Origin of the sequence: Kitasatospora sp. NPDC056531, assembly GCF_042794375.1 — a bacterium.
Lineage (GTDB): Bacteria > Actinomycetota > Actinomycetes > Streptomycetales > Streptomycetaceae > Kitasatospora.
This window is the reverse complement of sequence record NZ_JBHTTU010000021.1, coordinates 46,747-63,426: the sequence shown is the minus strand read 5'-3', so window position 1 is coordinate 63,426 and position 16,680 is coordinate 46,747. Positions and strand designations below refer to the sequence as shown.

The window sequence follows — 16,680 nt, the reverse complement described above, 5'->3', positions numbered from 1 at the left end:
TGGCGTGGCCCGGGTCAAGGCGATTCTGGACGCCGCGGAGGAGATCTTGGTGGAGGGCGGCTACGAAGCCGCCACTCTCAAAGCCATCGGCGAACGGGCGGGCATCCCGACGCCTTCGGTGTACCACTACTTCTCCGACCGCTATCAGGTGGACGCGGCGATCATCAGGCGTCACGTCGATGCGCTGAAGGACGAGCTCGACCACATCGACGCCGAGGACCTTCGATCGATCCCGGATGTGGTGGCCATCGCGTTCGATCCGATGGTCGAGTACTTCCGGGCGCACCCCAGTTGCGTCGAGCTGTGGTTCTCAGGCCGCAACGAGGCGTTGACCGCCCTCTTTCAGGAGTTCGACGACCACGTCTCCGAACACCTGTGGAGACTGGTCGTCACCCGTGGACTTCTGCGCGCCGACACTCCGCTACTCGTGATGAGGCTGGCGTTCGAAGCCAGCGGCCGCCTCTTCGATGTCGCGTTCAAGCGGGACCGGAATGGCGACGAGGCCACGATGACGGAGCTCAAGCGACTGGTGAGCGCCTACCTCGAGACGTACGAGGTGAATAGCACGACCGTTGGCGCGGACTGAGGTACCAACGCGGGCGGCGTGGCCGCCTCCGCGATCGCCGGTGATCCGCCGGGCTGGAGGGGGCGGGGAAGCCCAGGAGTCGCCCTGGGTGAGCTACTGGACCAACTCGCGTCGCGGGCGGGTCGCGTAGAAGGCCACCGCCGAGGCCGCTGCGACGTTGAGCGAGTCGACACCGGCATCCATCGGGATGCGCACATGCTCGTCGACCGAAGCGAGCGTGGTGGCGGCGAGGCCGGTGCCCTCCGTGCCGAAAATCAGGGCGAGCTTCTCGTCGTTCCGCGAAGCGAGTTCATCGAGGGTGATCGCCTGGTCGCTCAGGCACAGGGCCGCGACCGTGAAGCCTGCAGAACGCAGGATCTCGATGTCCTTCGGCCAGGCCTCCAGGCGAGTCCACGACACCTGGAAGACGGCACCCATCGACACCTTCACGGACCGGCGGTAGAGGGGGTCGGCACAGCGCGGGGTGAGGAAGATCACGTCAACGCCCAGGGCGGCCGCATTCCTGAAGGCCGCCCCCATGTTGGCATGATCGACGATGTCCTCGAACACGGCGACGCGTCGGGCCCCGGCGAGCAGCTCGGCGGCGTCCGGGAGGGGCCTGCGCTCCATCGAGGCGAGTGCGCCGCGGTGGACGTGGTAGCCGGTGACGGCTTCGGCGAGCGCGGGCTCGACCACGTGGACGGGGGCGTCGGCCTCGGCGATGACGTCGGCCATCACGTCCAGCCACTTGGCGGTCAGCAGCATCGACCGCATCCGGTAGCCGGCCGCGAGGGCGCGGCGGATGACCTTCTCCCCCTCGGCGATGAACAGGCCCTCGGCGGGTTCGCGGCGGCGGCGCAGTTCGACGTCGGTGAGGCCGGTGTAGTCGGCGAGGCGGGGGTCGGCGGGGTCGGTGATGGTGCTGGGTTCGGACACCCTGCGATCTTGCCAAGCCGGGGCGGGGAAGGCCAAACGGCCGAAGGGACGGGGTGGTCCCGGGCTACCCGGAGTGTAAATATGACCGTATGGCCCGAAATCCGGGCCGATCCTGGGCTCCGTCGGCCTCTGGTGCCACTGGCGACGCCGGCTCCTTCGGTGGGCGCCCACACGGTCGGCAACAGCTGCCCCGCGCGAAGCGGTCGAAACCGGTACGACACCGGTCAGTGGCCGGGCAGGTGTTCGCACTGCAGATCCTGATCGTGCTGCTGTTGGTGGCGGGGGCCGTGGTGGCGCTGGTGGTGCAGTCCCAGACCGACGCCGACCACGAGGCCCGTGACCGGTCGGTGGCGGTCGCGCAGGCCTTCGCCCACTCGGCGGGCATCGTGGACGCGCTGCGCTCCCCCGACCCGACCGCGATCCTCCAGCCGAAGGCGGAGTCCGCGCGGATCTCCTCGGGCGTGGACTTCATCGTGGTGATGAACGACCAGGGCATCCGATACACCCACCCCGACCCGGCCCGGATCGGCCAGGAGTTCGTCGGCACCTACGAACCCGCGTTGCACGGCCAGGTGGTGACCGAGCATCTGACCGGCACGCTCGGCCCGCTGGTCCAGGCGGTGGTCCCGGTGTACGCGCCGGGCGGCGCGGTGGTCGGGCTGGTCTCGGCGGGCGTCACATTGAGCAGCGTCTCCACCGCGAGCGAGCGCCAGCTGCCGGTGGTGCTGGGCTCGGCGGCCGGCGCGATCGGGCTTGCCACCCTGGGCACGGCACTGATCAGCCGACGGCTGCGGCGGCAGACGCACGGGCTGGGCCCGGCCGAGATGACCCGGATGTACGAGCACCACGCGGCGGTGCTGCACGCGGTGCGCGAGGGCGTGATGATCGTTGGCGGGGACGGGCAGCTGCTGCTCTGCAACGACGAGGCGCGCCGGCTGCTGGACCTGCCGCCGGACGCCGAGGGCCGCCCGGTGACCGGGCTGGGCCTGGAGCCCGCCCCGCTGGAGCTGCTGACCGCCAACCGACCGGTGACCGACGAGGTGGTGATGGCCGGGGAGCGGCTGCTCGCGGTGAACCTACGGCTGACCGACCAGGCGGGCGGCCCGGCCGGCTGCGTCGCCACGCTGCGCGACTCCACCGAGCTGCTGGCACTGACCGGCCGGGCCGAGGGCGCGCAGCGGCGGCTGCGGCTGCTGTACGACGCCGGGATGACGGTCGGCAGTTCGCTGGACGTGACCCGGACCGCGGAGGAGCTGGCGCAGGTCGTGGTGCCCCGGTTCGCGGACTTCGTCACGGTGGACCTCGCCGAGCAGGTGCGGGCCGGCGAGGAGCCGCCGCCGGGCGCCTCGCTGGGCCGGATGCGGCGCGCCGCCGTCGCCGGGATCAGCGGCGACGCGCCGTTCTACCCGGCGGGCACCCTGCTGGACGTGGTGCCCACCACCCCGCTGGCCGGGACGCTGCACAGCGGGGAGCCCAGCCTGGAGCCGCGGCTGGCCGAGGCGCACGGCTGGCGGGAACAGGACCCGGAGCGCTCGGAGCAGGCTTTGGCGTACGGGGTGCACTCGCTGGTCCGGGTGCCGCTGCGGGCGCGCGGGGTGCTGCTGGGGGTGGCCCGGTTCTGGCGGTCGGATCGGCCGGAGCCGTTCGAGTCGGAGGACCTGGCGCTGGCCGAGGAGCTGGTGTCGCACGCGGCGGTGTGCATCGACAACGCCCGGCGTTACACCCGTGAGCACGCGATGGCGGTGACCCTGCAGCACAGCCTGCTGCCCCGCAGCCTGCCGGCGCAGAACGCGCTGGACGTGGCGCACCGCTACCTGCCGGCCCAGGCCGGGGTGGGCGGGGACTGGTTCGACGTGATCCCGCTGCCGGGCATGCGGGTGGCCCTGGTGGTCGGCGACGTGGTCGGCCACGGACTGCACGCGGCGGCGACGATGGGGCGGCTGCGCACCGCGATCCACAACTTCTCGACCCTGGACCTGCCGCCGGACGAGCTGCTCGGGCACCTGGACGAGCTGGTGAACCGGATCGACCAGGACGAGGCGGCGTTCAGCGAGGGCTCGGGGCTGGCCGGGGCGACCTGCCTGTACGCGATCTACGACCCGGTGTCCCGGCGCTGCGCGATGGCCAGCGCCGGGCATCCACCGCCGGCCGTGGTGGATCCGCAGGGCGGCGTGGTGTTCCCGGAGCTGCCGACCGGGCCGCCGCTGGGGCTGGCGGTGCTGCCGTTCGAGACCGTCGAGCTGGACCTCGCCGAGGGCAGCCGACTGGTGCTGTACACCGACGGTCTGGTGGAGGACCGCGAGCGGGACATCGACGAGGGGCTGGCGCTGCTGCGGACGGCGCTCAGCGGGCCGCCGCGCACGCCGGAGCAGACCTGCGCGGACGTGCTGGGGGCGATGCTGCCGACGCACCCGCAGGACGACATCGCGCTGCTGGCGGCGCGGACCAGGGTGCTGACCCCGGACCAGGTGGCGCAGTGGGACGTGCCCGCCGACCCGGCGGCGGTGCGGACGGTCCGGGCGCAGGTGGCGGCGCGGCTGTCGGACTGGGGGCTGGAGGAGGCCGCGTTCGTCACCGAGCTGATCCTCAGCGAGCTGGTGACCAACGCGATCCGGTACGGCTCCGGGCCGATCAGGGTGCGGCTGCTGCGCGACCGGGCGCTGATCTGCGAGGTGTCGGACGGCAGCAGCACCTCGCCGCACCTGCGGTACGCGGCGACCGAGGACGAGGGCGGGCGCGGACTGTTCCTGGTCGCGCAGTTCGCGGACCGCTGGGGGACGCGCTACACCGCGACCGGGAAGGTCATCTGGACGGAGCAGCCGCTGGAGTAGGAAGTCGGACCGGCCGACTTCCTACTCCACGAACCGCCCGCAAGCGTCCCAGTGCCTGTCCGGCCCTAGCGCTGGAAGGCGGCGGCCAGGACGTTCACCACGTCGCCGATGACGATCACCGCCGGGGGCTTGACCCCCTCGGCCTCGACCACCGCGGCGACGGTGCCCAGGGTGGCGTCCACCCGGCGCTGGGCGGCGGTGGTGCCCTCCTGGACGATCGCGACCGGGGTGTCGGCCGGGCGGCCGTGCTCGACCAGCTTGGCGGCGATCGCGCCGATCTTGTCCACCGCCATCAGCAGCACCAGGGTGCCGCTCATCCCCGCGACGGCCTCCCAGTTGGTGACCGAGCGTGGGTCGTCCGGGCCTACGTGGCCGGAGATCACGGTGAACTCCTGGGTCAGCCCGCGGTGGGTGACCGGTATGCCGGCCGTCTCGGGGACGCTGATCGAGCTGGAGATCCCGGGCACCACGGTGACCGGGATGCCCGCCTCGGCGCAGGCCAGCAGCTCCTCGCCGCCGCGGCCGAAGACGTACGGGTCACCGCCTTTGAGCCGGACCACGAACTTCCCGGCGCTGGCGTGTTCGATCAGCGCCCGGTTGATCGCCTCCTGGGCCATCTGGCGGCCGTACGGGATCTTCGAGGCGTCGATCACCTCGACGTCCTCGGGCAGCTCGGCGAGCAGCTCGCGCGGGGCGAGGCGGTCGGCGACCACCACGTCGGCGTCGGCGAGCAGTCGGCGGCCGCGCACGGTGATCAGGTCCGGGTCGCCCGGGCCACCGCCGACCAGCGCGACGCCCGCGCCGTGCGAGCGGTACTGGCGGGAGGCCAGCGAGCCGTCCCGCAGGCCGCCGACGATGGCGTCGCGCAGGGCGGCGGAGTGCCGCGGGTCGCCGGTGAGGACGGCGACGGTGGCGCCCGCGTCGCGGCCGCTGGCCGGGGTCCAGGCGGTGGCGGAGGAGGCGTCGTCGCTGCGGGAGCAGAACACCCGCTCCCGCTCGGCCTCGGCGCTGACCGCCGCGTTGACCACCGGATCGTCGGTGGCGACCAGGGCGTACCAGGCCCCGGCCAGGTCGCCGTCCTGGTACGGGCGCGCGTGCCAGGTCAGCTCGCCCGCGTCGGCCATGGCCTGGACGGCCGGGGTGGTGGCCGGGGATATCAGGTGGAGCTCGGCGCCGGAGGCGATCAGGGCCGGCAGCCGCCGCTGCGCGACCTGGCCGCCGCCGACCACGACGACGCGGCGGCCGGCCAGCAGCAGGCCGACCGGGTACGGGGAGCGGCCCTCGGTGCTGGGGTGCGGGGTGGGCGCGGTCATCGGCGGTGCTCCTGATCGGGGGTGGGGGTGTCGGGGACGGTACGGCGGTACGCCACTCCGCGGGCCGGCGCGCCCTCGGGCCGGTCCGCGGAGTGGTGACGGGGTGCGTCAGGCCTTCTCGGTGACCCCGGCGGAGTCGAAGGTGGCTACATCGTGCATCGCGCGGGCCGCACTCTGCACCAGCGGCAGTGCCAGCAGGGCACCGGTGCCCTCGCCGAGCCGCAGGTCGAGGTCGATCAGCGGACGCAGGCCCAGCTTCGCCAGCGCGGCCTGGTGGCCGGGCTCGGCGGAGCGGTGGCCGGCGATGCAGGCGGCCAGTACCTCGGGGGCGATCGCCTTGGCGACCAGTGCCGCCGAACCGGCGATGACGCCGTCCAGCACCACCGGGGTGCGCAGCGAGGCGGCACCCAGCAGGAAGCCGACGATGGCCGCGTGCTCCAGGCCGCCGACGGCGGCGAGAACGCCGATCGGGTCGTTCGGGTCGGGCTGGTGCAGGGCCAGCGCGGCGCGGATGACCTCGATCTTGTGCGCGTGGGTGTCGTCGTCGATGCCGGTGCCGCGGCCGGTGACCTCGGCCGGGTCCAGGCCGGTGAACACCGAGATCAGGGCCGCCGAGGCGGTGGTGTTGGCGATGCCCATGTCGCCGGTGACCAGCGCCTTGTTGCCCGCCGCTACCAGGTCGCGGGCGGTCTCGATGCCGACCTCGATCGCCTTCAGGGCCTCCTCGCGGGTCATCGCCGGACCCTGGGTCATGTCGCCGGTGCCGGGACGGACCTTGCGGGGCAGCAGGCCGGTGGCGCGGCCCTGCTGGACGGCGTCCGGCAGCTCGGCGGCCACGCCGACGTCCACCACGCAGACCTCGGTGCCGATCTGCTTGGCGAAGGAGTTGATCACCGCTCCCCCGGCCAGGAAGTTGCCGACCATCTGGGCGGTCACCTCCTGCGGCCAGGGGCTGACGCCCTGGGCGTGCACGCCGTGGTCGCCCGCGAAGATCGCCACGCAGGCGGGCTCCGGGATCGGCGGCGGGCACTTGCGGGACAGGCCGCACAGCTGGGCGGAGATGATCTCCAGCATGCCGAGCGAGCCGGCCGGCTTGGTCATCCGCTTCTGCCGGTCCCAGGCCTCGCCGAGCGCCTTGGCGTCCAGCGGGCGGATGCCGCGCAGGGTGTCGGCCAGCAGGCTCTGCGGCTCCTCGCCGGGCAGCGCGCGGTTGCCGTACTGCTCCTCGTGGACCACCCAGGACAGCGGGCGCTTCTTCGCCCAGCCCTGCTGCTCCAGTTCGGGCTCGTCCGGGAACGAGTCGACGAAGCCGACACACAGGTAGGCGACGACCTCCAGGTGCTCGGGCAGGCCGAGCTCGCGGACCAGCTCCTCGTCGTCGAAGAAGCTCACCCAGCCGACGCCCAGGCCCTCGGCGCGGGCGGCCAGCCAGAGGTTCTCGACAGCCAGGGCGGCCGAGTACGGGGCCATCTGCGGCTGGGTGTGCCGGCCCAGGGTGTGCCGGCCGCCGCGGGTGCGGTCGGCGGTGACCACGATGTTGACCGGGGTGTCGAGGATGGCCTCGATCTTGATCTCGCGGAACTGCTTGGCGCGGCCCTTGGGCAGCGAGTCCGCGTACGCCTCGCGCTGGCGCTCGGCCAGGGCGTGCATCCGCCGGCGGGTCTTCGCCGAGCGGATCACCACGAAGTCCCAGGGCTGCGAGTAGCCGACGCTGGGCGCGGTGTGGGCGGCCTCCAGGACGCGGATCAGCACCTCGTGCGGGATCGGGTCCGGGCGGAAGCCGTTGCGGATGTCGCGGCGCTCGCGGATCACCTGGTGGACGGCGTCGCGGCCGGCCTCGTCGTAACCGGGGGCGGCCGGGCCGCGCGGCTCGGCGGGCTCGGCGGCCGGGGCCTCCTCCTGGGCAGCCTCGGGCGTGACGGCCTCGCCGGGCTGCTCGGCCTGCTCGGCCTGCTCGGTCTGCTCCGCGACCGGCTCGGCCTGGGGCTCCTCGGCGGCCGGGGCGTCAGCGACGGGCTGCTCCTCGGCGGCCGGGGCCTCAACGGGCTGCTCCGCGGTCGGCTCGGCGGCCGGGGCCACCTCCTGGACGGCCTCGGACGTGACGGCCTCGCCGGGCTGCTCGCTCTGCTCGGTCTGCTCCGCGACCGGCTCGGCCTGCGGCTGCTCGACGGCCGGGGCCTCGGCGGGCTGCTCGTCCGCCTGCTCGGCGACCGGCTGCTCGGCGGGCTCGGCGGCCTCGGGGGCGGGCTGCTGCTCGGCCTCCGGCGCGACGGCTTCGGCGGCCTGCGGGGCCTGCGCCTCGGCGGCCTGCTCGGCAGCGGGCTCAGCGGCGGCCCCGACGGCCTCGACGGCCTGCTCCGCCTGCTCGGCGACCGGCTCGGCCGGGGCCTCGGCGGGCTGCCCGGCCTGGGCGGCCTCCGGCTGCGGCTGCTCGCCCTCGGCGGCGGGCTGCTCGGCCGGCTGCTCGGTGGTCTGCTCGACGGCCTGGCCGGAGGGCATCTCACCGGTGCCGACGGCGGTCTCGGCGACCGGCTCGACGACGGCCTGCGGCGCGGCCTCGGCGCCCTGCCCGGCCTCCTGGGCCTCCTGGACCACCTGGACCACCTCGACGGCCTGCGGTGCGTCGGCGGCCGCTATGGGAGCGGGCTGCTGCTGCGCCGCCTCCTCGGCCACCGGGGCCTGCTGGACGGCCTCGACCTTGGGCAGGCCGTGCGGGGTCGGCGCGGCGAGGAAGGCGGAGATCCGGCGCGGCTGACCGGCCGGGGCGGCGGCCTCCGCCTGCTCGGCGGTCGCGACGGCCTCGACGCCGCCCTCGGCGGCAACGCCCTCAACGGCCGTCTCAACGGCAACGGCCTCGACGGCGATCGCCTCAGGGGCTGCGGCCTCGACGAGGACGGTCTCGACAGCGACGGCGACCGCCTCGACCGCGACGGCCTCGGCCACCGGCTGGGCGACGCCCTCCGCCGGAACCGGCTCGACCACGACGGCCTGGGCCTGTGCGACCTCCGGGGTCGCCACCACGTGGGCGGCCTCGGGCGCCGGTACGGCCTGGGCGGCCTCCGGAGACCCGACGACCTCGACCACCTCGATCGCCCCGACCGCCTCGACGGTCATCAGGCCCTCGATCGGCTGCCCGGCCAGCGGCACCTGCTGGAAGCCCTGGCCCTGCGGCGCCTGCAGAACCTCCGGCGCGCCCTCGATCGTGGAAGCCGTCGGAGGCATCGGCGCGGCGGGCGCCATCGGCACGGCCTGCGGCACGCCCTGCGGCGGGACACCCGGAACCGGCGCGACGGCCTCGCCCATCGGCAGGCGGCCGACGACCGGGATGCCGTGCGCGGGCGTGCCGCCCTGCGACGGGCCGCGGTCGGCCAGCGAACGGACCGGCACCTGGCCGGTCATCAGCGACGGGTCCGGAATCGGCGGGCCGGCGTGCAGCGGGCGGCGCGGCGGCTGAGCCTGCGTCACGGGCTGCTGGGCCTGCGGCTGCGCCGGGCCGGCCTGGACGGGCTGCTGGGCGTGCTCGGCGCCGAGCACCGGCGGGTCCACCGGCGGCCAGGACGGCTCGACCGGGGTGCCGTCCGGCTGCGGCGCGAACGGCGCCTGCTCGGCGCCCCAGGAGCCCTGCGGACCGGGCATCAGCAGCACGTCGTCCTCGTCGTCCAGCCCGTCCGGCTGGTCGACGAAGTGGAAGGCCGGGCGCGCGGCACCCTGGTCCACGGTCCAGCCCTCGCCCGGGACGGCCGGGGACGGCATGCCGGGCACGGTGTAGTCGGGCTGGGCCTGCGGCGGGACGACACCCGCGCCGAGGGGCACCGCGCCGGGCAGGCCGCCGACCGGGGCCGCCGGGTTGGGAATCACTCCGCCGTCCGTCGCGACGCCCTGCAGGGGTGCAACGCCCGCGACGCCCCCCGGTCCGCCGAGCGGGTCCGGCCCGGCGTGCAGGTGCTCCGGCAGTCCCTCACCCGGGACGTGGCCGCCATCGGTCATTGTCAAAGCTCCTTCCAGGCCGCTGCCGCGCCCCTTGGCGACGCGATCACCGACCGCAGCGCCCATCCGCACGGGCCGGGCCTGCACCGACCCGCCCCTCAACCACACGCGGCCGCCGCGCCGAAGCGCTGCGGCCAAAGTCCTTCCGGCGCGCTGCGGCACCCCGGCCCGGGCCCCGCCCGTGAGGACGGCGCACCATCTGAAACAACGACAGCCCGGAGCAACCGGCACGACCGCACCGGACCCTACGGCATTCTCCAGGTCCGGCACACGGCCCGTCGAATTGCCCACACTCCGAGCGGAACCGGGTTGCACCACGTCAAGAAGGTGACAAACCGACCGAATCAGGCGGGTCGCCGACGGCTGCAGCCGTCTGGGACGCCACACTACCGGCCCGGCGCGGTGACCTCTCGAATCAGTGTCCGGATGCGACCTGGATCACCGCCGAGCCCGCGCGGCGGTCCCGGCACTCACCCGAGGCCTTCACACGATCTGCTCACCCCAGAGCAGCAGCGCACCGCCCGCGCCCGCACCGAGTTCCAGGCCGCCGCCCTCCCCCGCGGGCCGCAGCGGAGTGGACTGCAGCAGTGCCCCGTCCGCCCGGTAGCCCGCCTCGGCGATGGCCCGGCGGACCTCCTCCGCCTCGGCGAAGGTACGGGCCAGCGCAACGAAGCGCTCGGGCTTGCGGGCCAGCACGGCGCGCACCACGTCGAGGCCGCCGGACTCCACCACCGCGGCGTCCGGCTCCGGCAGCCCGCCCAGCACCTCGGGGCCCCGGCCGTGCACCGTCTCCACCTCGACGCCGTACCGGCGGGCGTTGACGGTGAGCCGGGCGCAGGCCGAGCGGGAGGCCTCCACCGCGACCACGGCGGCACCGAACCGGGCCGCCTCCACCGCGAGGGCGCCGCTGCCGGCGCCGACCGACCAGACGAGGTCCCCGGGACGTGCACCCAGACGGGCCAGCACCAGCGCGCGGACGTGCGCGGGGAGCGCTCCCGACGCGCCCGTTCCGTCCTCCGTGCGCCCGGCGCCCGCGTAGGCGTCAGCGGGGAGCGCCCAGCCGCGTTCCGCGCCGGGGTAGCCGACCGGGCGCCCGGCCAGCCAGCCGGCCGCCTCGTCCACCGCCCCGGGCTGGGCGGTGCCGCCGATCACCAGCACCACATTGGGGTCGCGCCAGACGTGGTCGGCGATCCGGTCGGAGGTCAGGACGGCGACGTCCTCCTCCGGGGTGCCGAGGGCCTCGCAGACCACGAAGGTCCGGTGCACCCCGCGCAGCATCAGGGCGAGTTCGCTCGGGCCCGCGCCCGGCGCGGTGAGCACCGCGACCTTGGGGTGGGCCCGGCAGATGTTGGCCGCGCGGCGCAGCCGGCCGCCGTGGGCGCTGACCACCTGGGCGTCCTCCCAGGGCATCCCGGCCCGGGCGAAGGCGGCGGCGACGGAGGAGACGGCGGGCAGGACTTCGAGTTCGAGGCCGTACTCGGGGCGGCGCAGGGTGCGCACCACGCCGAAGAAGCCCGGGTCGCCCTCGGCGACCACGACGGCGGCGCCGCGGTGCTCGGCGATCCGCTTGGCGGCCTGCTGGATGTTGCCGAGGGTGATCCGCTCGGCGGCGTCCGGCACCGGGAGGGCGCCCAGTTGGTAGGGGGCGCCGGCCACCAGGGTGGCCGCGGCGAGCGCCGCACCGGCGGCCTCGGTCAGCGGCGTTCCGTCCCACCCGATGACCGTGATCCGGTCAGCCATCTGCGGCCGTTCTCCCTCGACTCGATGCGCGGCTCGTCGCGCCGACTGTGCGGTGCCGGTGCAGAGGCTACCGGGTGTGATCCCTCGGGGGCCGACATCTCGTACACATGTCCGTGCCGATCGGGTGGCCGGGCGCTGTCACGGCGGCGACGGGCGGTGGATCAGTCGCGCAGCACGTAGCGGTGGTCGCCATGCCAGCCGTCCCGGCGCAGTTCGGGCGAATCCAGGTCCTCCGGGAGCAGGCTCCACAGGATCAGGTCACTGCGGCTCTCTCCCCCAGCCTGGCGGCTGGGAGGTGCCCCCACCACGACCTCGCCGGACTCGCCCCGCACTATCCAGGCGCTGCGCAGCACGCCCTCGCTGATGCCGCCGATCTTCTGGGCGACCTGCTGGGCCGCGGTGTTCCCGGCGGCGGTGCGCATCTCCAGGCGCAGGAAGCCGCGGTCCTCGAACAGCCACTGGGCGACGCCGAGGACGGCCTCCGGGGCGTAGCCCTCACCGCGCGCCCAGACGGCGGTGACGTAGGAGATCTCGGTGCTGCGCAGCCGCCAGTCGGTGTTGCGCAGCTCGACCAGGCCGACCAGGCGCTGGGTCAGGTGCTCGGTGACGGCGAAGACGATGCCGCGGCCGTCCGCCCGGTGGACGGGGGCGAGGGTGCGGGCGAGCTCGGCCGCGTACTGCTCGGTGAAGGGGTGCGGGAGATCCGTCCAGGCCAGGACGAGGTCGTCGGCCATCATGGTGGCCAGGCCGGGGGCGTCGTCCTCCGCAAGGGGACGCAGCAGCAGCCGTTCGGTGCTGATGGCGGTCTCGGGGAAGCTCGCTGCCATGCCGTCTCTCCTCGCCGGGTCGTGAACACAACACCGTACGCCTCCGTCGCGCCCCGGGTATCACGCGGTGCGCCGCCGCACGACGGTACGTCAGAACCCGGTCTCCCGTGGTGTCCCTGGTGCATACTGCCCGACCGGGCCCCCGCCGAGGTGCGGCGGGGGCCCGGTCGGGCGCTACGGGGTATGACCGTACGACGATCAGAAGGCCGGGATGACCGAGCCCTGGAAGGTGTCGTTGATGTACTTCTTGACCTCGTCGGAGTGCAGCAGCTCGGCGAGCTTCTTGACCCGCGGGTCGTTCTCCTTGCCCTTCTTGACGGCGAGGATGTTGGCGTACGGGTTGCCCTCGGCCTTCTCCAGCACCAGCGCGTCGGTGGCCGGCTTCAGGCCGGAGTCGATCGCGTAGTTGCCGTTGATGACGGCGGCGTCGAGGTCGGAGACCGAGCGGGGCAGCTGGGCGGCCTCCAGCTCCTTCCACTTGAGGTTCTTCGGGTTGCCGGTCACGTCGGCCGGGGTGGCGGTGGTGCTGACGCCGTCCTTGAGGGTGATCAGCTTGTTGTCGGCGAGCAGCTTGAGCGCGCGGCCCTCGTTGGTGGCGTCGTTGGGCAGGCCGATGGTGGCGCCGTCCGGCAGGTCGGCGATCGCCTTGACCTTCTTGGAGTAGAGGCCCAGCGGCTCCAGGTGCACGGTCTCGACCGAGACGATGTCGGTGCCGTGCTTCTTGTTGAAGTCCTCCAGGTACGGGACGTGCTGGAAGTAGTTGGCGTCGGCCGAACCGTCCTGCACCGCCGTGTTGGGGGTCACGTAGTCGGTGACCTCCTTGATGTCGAGCTTGAGGCCCGCCTTCTCCGCGAGGTTGTCCTTGACGTACTTGAGGATCTGCCCGTGCGGGGTGGGGCTGGCGACGACCTTCAGCGGCGCGTTCGGGTCCGAGGAGGAGGACCCGGAGCTGCCGCAGGCGGCCAGCGAGAGGGCGAGGCCGGCGGTGGCGAGGACACTGGTGAACTTCAGGGCGTTGCGCACGAAAAGTGCCTTTCTGCGTGTTCCGGGGAGCCGCGTCCGGGGTCGGACGAGGGAGGTCTAGGAGGCGACGGGGTCCTTGTCGGGAGTCGTCGGGGTGCGGCCGAGCAGCCGGGTCCGGCCGCCGGTGCGGCCGCGGTGGGCGAGGCGCTGGACGGCGAAGTCGCCGATCAGCTGGACGGCGGTGACGAGGATCACCAGCTCGGCCACGATGACCCACATGAAGGCCGTCTCGAAGCGCTGGTAGCCGTAGTTGACGGCGAGGGTGCCGAGGCCGCCGCCGCCGACCGTGCCGGCCATCGCGGAGTAGCTGATCAGGGTGATGACCGTGGTGGTGACCGAGGCCACGATGCCGGGCAGCGCCTCGCGCAGCAGGGTCTTGCGCACGATCGTCCAGGTGCTGCCGCCCATCGACTGGACCGCCTCGATCAGGCCGCGGTCGACCTCACGGACGGAGGTCTCGACCAGGCGGGCGAAGAACGGGATGGCGCCGATGGTGAGCGGCACGGTCGCGGCCTGCCAGCCGATGGAGGTGCCGACCAGCCAGCGGGTGAAGGAGATCAGCGCGATCATCAGGATGATGAACGGCACCGAGCGGGCGATGTTCACCACGAAGCCGATGGCCTTGTTGACGGCCCGGTTGGCGAGCAGGCCGCCCTTGTCGGTGAGCACCAGCAGTACGCCCAGCGGCAGGCCGAGCAGCACGGTGACCACCGCGGACACCCCGACCATCTGGAAGGTCTCCTGCGTGGCGGGCCCCATCAGGGCCCACATCTGGTCCCAGGTCATGCCACCGCTCCGTTCCCCGCACCGATCACGTCCACCTGCAGGCCCTGCTCGCGCAGGTAGCCGATCGGCACCACGTTGTCCTGGTGGCCGCCGGACAGCTCGACCCGCATCCGGCCGACCATCCGGCCGGCGATGGTCTCGACGGCGGCGCCGAGGATGTTGATGTCGATCTGGTAGGTGCGGGCGAGCTGGGAGACGAACGGCCGGGCCGAGGTGTCGCCCTGGAAGGTGATCTCCAGCACGGTGGAGCCGGGATGCCCGGTGCCGAACTCGCTGAGCGGGAACAGCTCGCGGGCCAGCTCCGAGCCGGGCTCGGCCAGCAGGTCGGTGAGCTCGCCGGACTCGACCACCCGGCCGCCGCGCATCAGGGCGGCGGAGTCGCAGACGCTCTTGATGACGTCCATCTCGTGGGTGATCAGCAGGACCGTCAGGCCCAGCTGCTGGTTGAGGTCGCGCAGCAGCTTGAGGATCGAGCGGGTGGTCTCCGGGTCGAGCGCCGAGGTGGCCTCGTCGGAGAGCAGCACCTTGGGGTCGCCGGCCAGGGCCCGGGCGATGCCGACGCGCTGCTTCTGGCCGCCGGACAGCTGGTTGGGGTAGCTGCGCGCCAAGGCGGCGAGGCCGACCAGGTCGAGCAGTTCGGCGGCCTTGCGGCGACGCTGGGTGCGGTCCAGGCCGATGATCTCCAGCGGGAGTTCGACGTTCTGCTGGACCGTCCGCGAGGACAGCAGGTTGAAGTGCTGGAAGACCATGCCGATCCGGCGGCGCGCCTCGCGCAGCTCCCGGCCGGCCCGGTTCTCGCCGCCGGACAGCGCGGTGAGCTCGACCCCGTCCACGGTGACGGTGCCGGAGGTCGGGCGCTCCAGCATGTTCACGCAGCGGATGAGGGTGGACTTGCCGGCACCGCTGGTACCGACGACTCCGTAGACCTCGCCCGGGCGGACGTGCAGGTCGACGCCGGCGAGGGCGGTCACCTCTCGGCCTCGGGAACGGTAGACCTTCGTGAGGTCCGTGGTGGTGATCACAGCTGCTTCCGTGGGTCGGGGCGAGCGGCGGTGTCGACCACCCGACCGGGCTTGCGGTCGGCGGTGTCCTACGACGCCTCGCCAGGGGGATCCGGACCTGCCACCCCTTGATCGTGGCCGCTGGACGGCCGGGCCGCGCGACGGCGTGGCCCTTACGAGTCATCGGCGGCCGCGGGTGTGCGGGCACGCCGGAGGGAGGGGTTCCGGGAGGAGGGCGCGCTCGCACGGACGGGAGCGGCGCCGGAGTCTCGCTTCGGGGCGCGAGGGGGAGGCACCCTCAGCGGGGTGCCCGGGGGCGGTGGCCCTCAGCAGTGACACATTCGACGGCACATGGCACGCTCACCTGCCGGCAGCGTGCCGGTGGGGGTCCAGTTCGTCGTCGCAGTCATGTGAGCCAGTAAAACAGATCAGCCGAATTGCGCCCAATTATTCTGCACAGCTGTCCGCATTACGGACACCTGTGGTTGTGACCTGCGGAGATGCGACTCGGCGCCACCACCTTCCTGTCCGGATGGTGGCGGCGCCGAGAAGCGGCCCGTACGGGCCAGGGCTCAGGCGGTCGCGGCGAGCGGGGTCGCGACGGGCTTCTCCAGGTGCACGAAGCTCAGCCGGCTGCTGACCTGCTCGACGGCGGTCTGCCGGTAGCCCTGGCGGGCGTACAGGCGCAGGTTGCCGAGGCTGCGGTGGCCGGTGAACAGACGGTAGGCGGTCACCGGACGGCCGTCGTCGGCGAGGGTGCGCTCCAGGGCGTCCAGGAGCCGCCCGCCCAGGCCGTGCCGTTGCATCCGGGGGTGGACCACCAGGCGCCCTATCCGGCCGATGCCCTCGGCGTCGACGTGGCCGCGGACGGCGCCCACCACCTCGTCGCCCAACCGGGCGACCAGGACGTGCTGCTCGGCCAGCTCGGCGCGCAGGCTCTCCAGGGTCTGTGTCAGGGGCTCGATCGCCCAGTCGCCGTACAGCTCCGCCTCGGGCTGGTAGCCCAGGTACTGGAGCTTGAGGATCTGCTCGGCATCCTCGGCCGCCGCGGCCGAGATGATCACGCTCATGCCCATGTGGAGGGGCCTCCCCAGTCGTCGTGCCCGGCGCGCAGAGGGTGGCGCGCTCACGCTCAGTATCCGAGGGATCGCGCCACCGTCAAGAGTGACGTTCGCCAGCGCTCTACCCGGGTGTCAGCTCCCCTCAACCTTCGGCGGGGCAGACAGTGGCGAGTGTCACGCCGGGGTGGGGCGGGGGTGGGCGGGCGCGCGGACAGCGGCGGGGCGGGATGGCGGTACGGGGAGTCACCGCGATCACTCAGAGGTAACGCTCCGCATGGAGCAGCAGCCGGAGGCAGGCCAGGCAGCGGGAGCGGGTGGGGCCGATGGAGCCGCGGGGCATGCCGAGGCGTTCGGAGAGTTCGCGGTAGGTCGGCGGTGGGTCCTCGGCGAGGGCGGCGACCAGTTGGGGGCAGCGGCCGGGCAGGGCGGCGACGGTCTCGCGGACCACGCGGCGGCGGCGTTCGGCGAGGAAGACGTCCTCGGCGGAGGGGACGGGCGGAAGGGCTGTGCACACACCGTGCATGACGTGCCCGGGCGGGCGCGGTTACGCCCGGACCGGGGCACGCACGCGGGAGGGGCGCGCCGGTCGGCCCGCCGCGCCCCTCCCCCG

Annotated in this window: 12 protein-coding genes; 2 read left to right on the top strand and 10 right to left on the bottom strand. The window is 73.7% G+C overall.

Annotated features, from left to right (window positions below):
* Positions 1-4 precede the first annotated feature (4 nt).
* Entirely contained in the window at positions 5-586 is a 582-nt protein-coding gene (locus tag ACFQ87_RS19760) for a TetR/AcrR family transcriptional regulator (RefSeq protein WP_380612061.1), read from the top strand.
* A gap of 93 nt (positions 587-679) precedes the next feature.
* Here ACFQ87_RS19760 and ACFQ87_RS19755 read toward each other — a convergent pair whose 3' ends face one another.
* Positions 680-1,501 carry a TrmH family RNA methyltransferase gene (locus ACFQ87_RS19755; protein ID WP_380612060.1) on the bottom strand — a complete coding sequence of 274 codons (822 nt, stop codon included), beginning with the start codon at positions 1,499-1,501 and terminating at the stop codon, positions 680-682.
* A gap of 89 nt (positions 1,502-1,590) precedes the next feature.
* On the opposite strand from ACFQ87_RS19755, the gene ACFQ87_RS19750 reads away from it, so the two are divergent.
* On the top strand, positions 1,591-4,332 hold the full coding sequence (locus tag ACFQ87_RS19750; protein WP_380612059.1) for a SpoIIE family protein phosphatase: 2,742 nt from the start codon (positions 1,591-1,593) through the stop codon (positions 4,330-4,332).
* A 65-nt stretch (positions 4,333-4,397) separates the two neighbouring features.
* Here the strand turns inward: ACFQ87_RS19750 and cobA are convergent, their stop codons facing one another.
* From cobA to ACFQ87_RS19705, 9 genes are all read right to left on the bottom strand, one after another.
* Positions 4,398-5,645 carry a uroporphyrinogen-III C-methyltransferase gene (gene cobA / locus ACFQ87_RS19745; protein ID WP_380612058.1) on the bottom strand — a complete coding sequence of 416 codons (1,248 nt, stop codon included), beginning with the start codon at positions 5,643-5,645 and terminating at the stop codon, positions 4,398-4,400.
* A 108-nt stretch (positions 5,646-5,753) separates the two neighbouring features.
* Positions 5,754-9,632 (bottom strand): nicotinate-nucleotide--dimethylbenzimidazole phosphoribosyltransferase, encoded by a 3,879-nt coding sequence (gene cobT, locus ACFQ87_RS19740; protein WP_380612057.1) that lies wholly within the window; start codon positions 9,630-9,632, stop codon positions 5,754-5,756.
* Between the two features lie 483 nt (positions 9,633-10,115).
* Positions 10,116-11,372, bottom strand: coding sequence for a precorrin-6y C5,15-methyltransferase (decarboxylating) subunit CbiE (cbiE, locus tag ACFQ87_RS19735; protein ID WP_380612056.1), 1,257 nt, complete (start codon positions 11,370-11,372; stop codon positions 10,116-10,118).
* 161 nt (positions 11,373-11,533) lie between these two features.
* Positions 11,534-12,199, bottom strand: coding sequence for a GNAT family N-acetyltransferase (locus tag ACFQ87_RS19730; RefSeq protein ID WP_380612055.1), 666 nt, complete (start codon positions 12,197-12,199; stop codon positions 11,534-11,536).
* Between the two features lie 198 nt (positions 12,200-12,397).
* The gene (locus ACFQ87_RS19725; protein WP_380612054.1) at positions 12,398-13,222 is read right to left on the bottom strand and encodes a MetQ/NlpA family ABC transporter substrate-binding protein; all 825 of its coding nucleotides are present in this window, start codon (positions 13,220-13,222) and stop codon (positions 12,398-12,400) included.
* Between the two features lie 57 nt (positions 13,223-13,279).
* On the bottom strand, positions 13,280-14,008 hold the full coding sequence (locus tag ACFQ87_RS19720; RefSeq protein ID WP_380612053.1) for a methionine ABC transporter permease: 729 nt from the start codon (positions 14,006-14,008) through the stop codon (positions 13,280-13,282).
* Positions 14,005-15,030 (bottom strand): methionine ABC transporter ATP-binding protein, encoded by a 1,026-nt coding sequence (locus tag ACFQ87_RS19715; protein ID WP_380612052.1) that lies wholly within the window; start codon positions 15,028-15,030, stop codon positions 14,005-14,007. The genes ACFQ87_RS19720 and ACFQ87_RS19715 overlap by 4 nt, the downstream gene beginning before the upstream one ends.
* A gap of 551 nt (positions 15,031-15,581) precedes the next feature.
* Positions 15,582-16,085 (bottom strand): GNAT family N-acetyltransferase, encoded by a 504-nt coding sequence (locus tag ACFQ87_RS19710; RefSeq protein WP_380612051.1) that lies wholly within the window; start codon positions 16,083-16,085, stop codon positions 15,582-15,584.
* A gap of 241 nt (positions 16,086-16,326) precedes the next feature.
* The gene (locus ACFQ87_RS19705; RefSeq protein ID WP_380612050.1) at positions 16,327-16,584 is read right to left on the bottom strand and encodes a hypothetical protein; all 258 of its coding nucleotides are present in this window, start codon (positions 16,582-16,584) and stop codon (positions 16,327-16,329) included.
* Positions 16,585-16,680 lie beyond the last annotated feature (96 nt).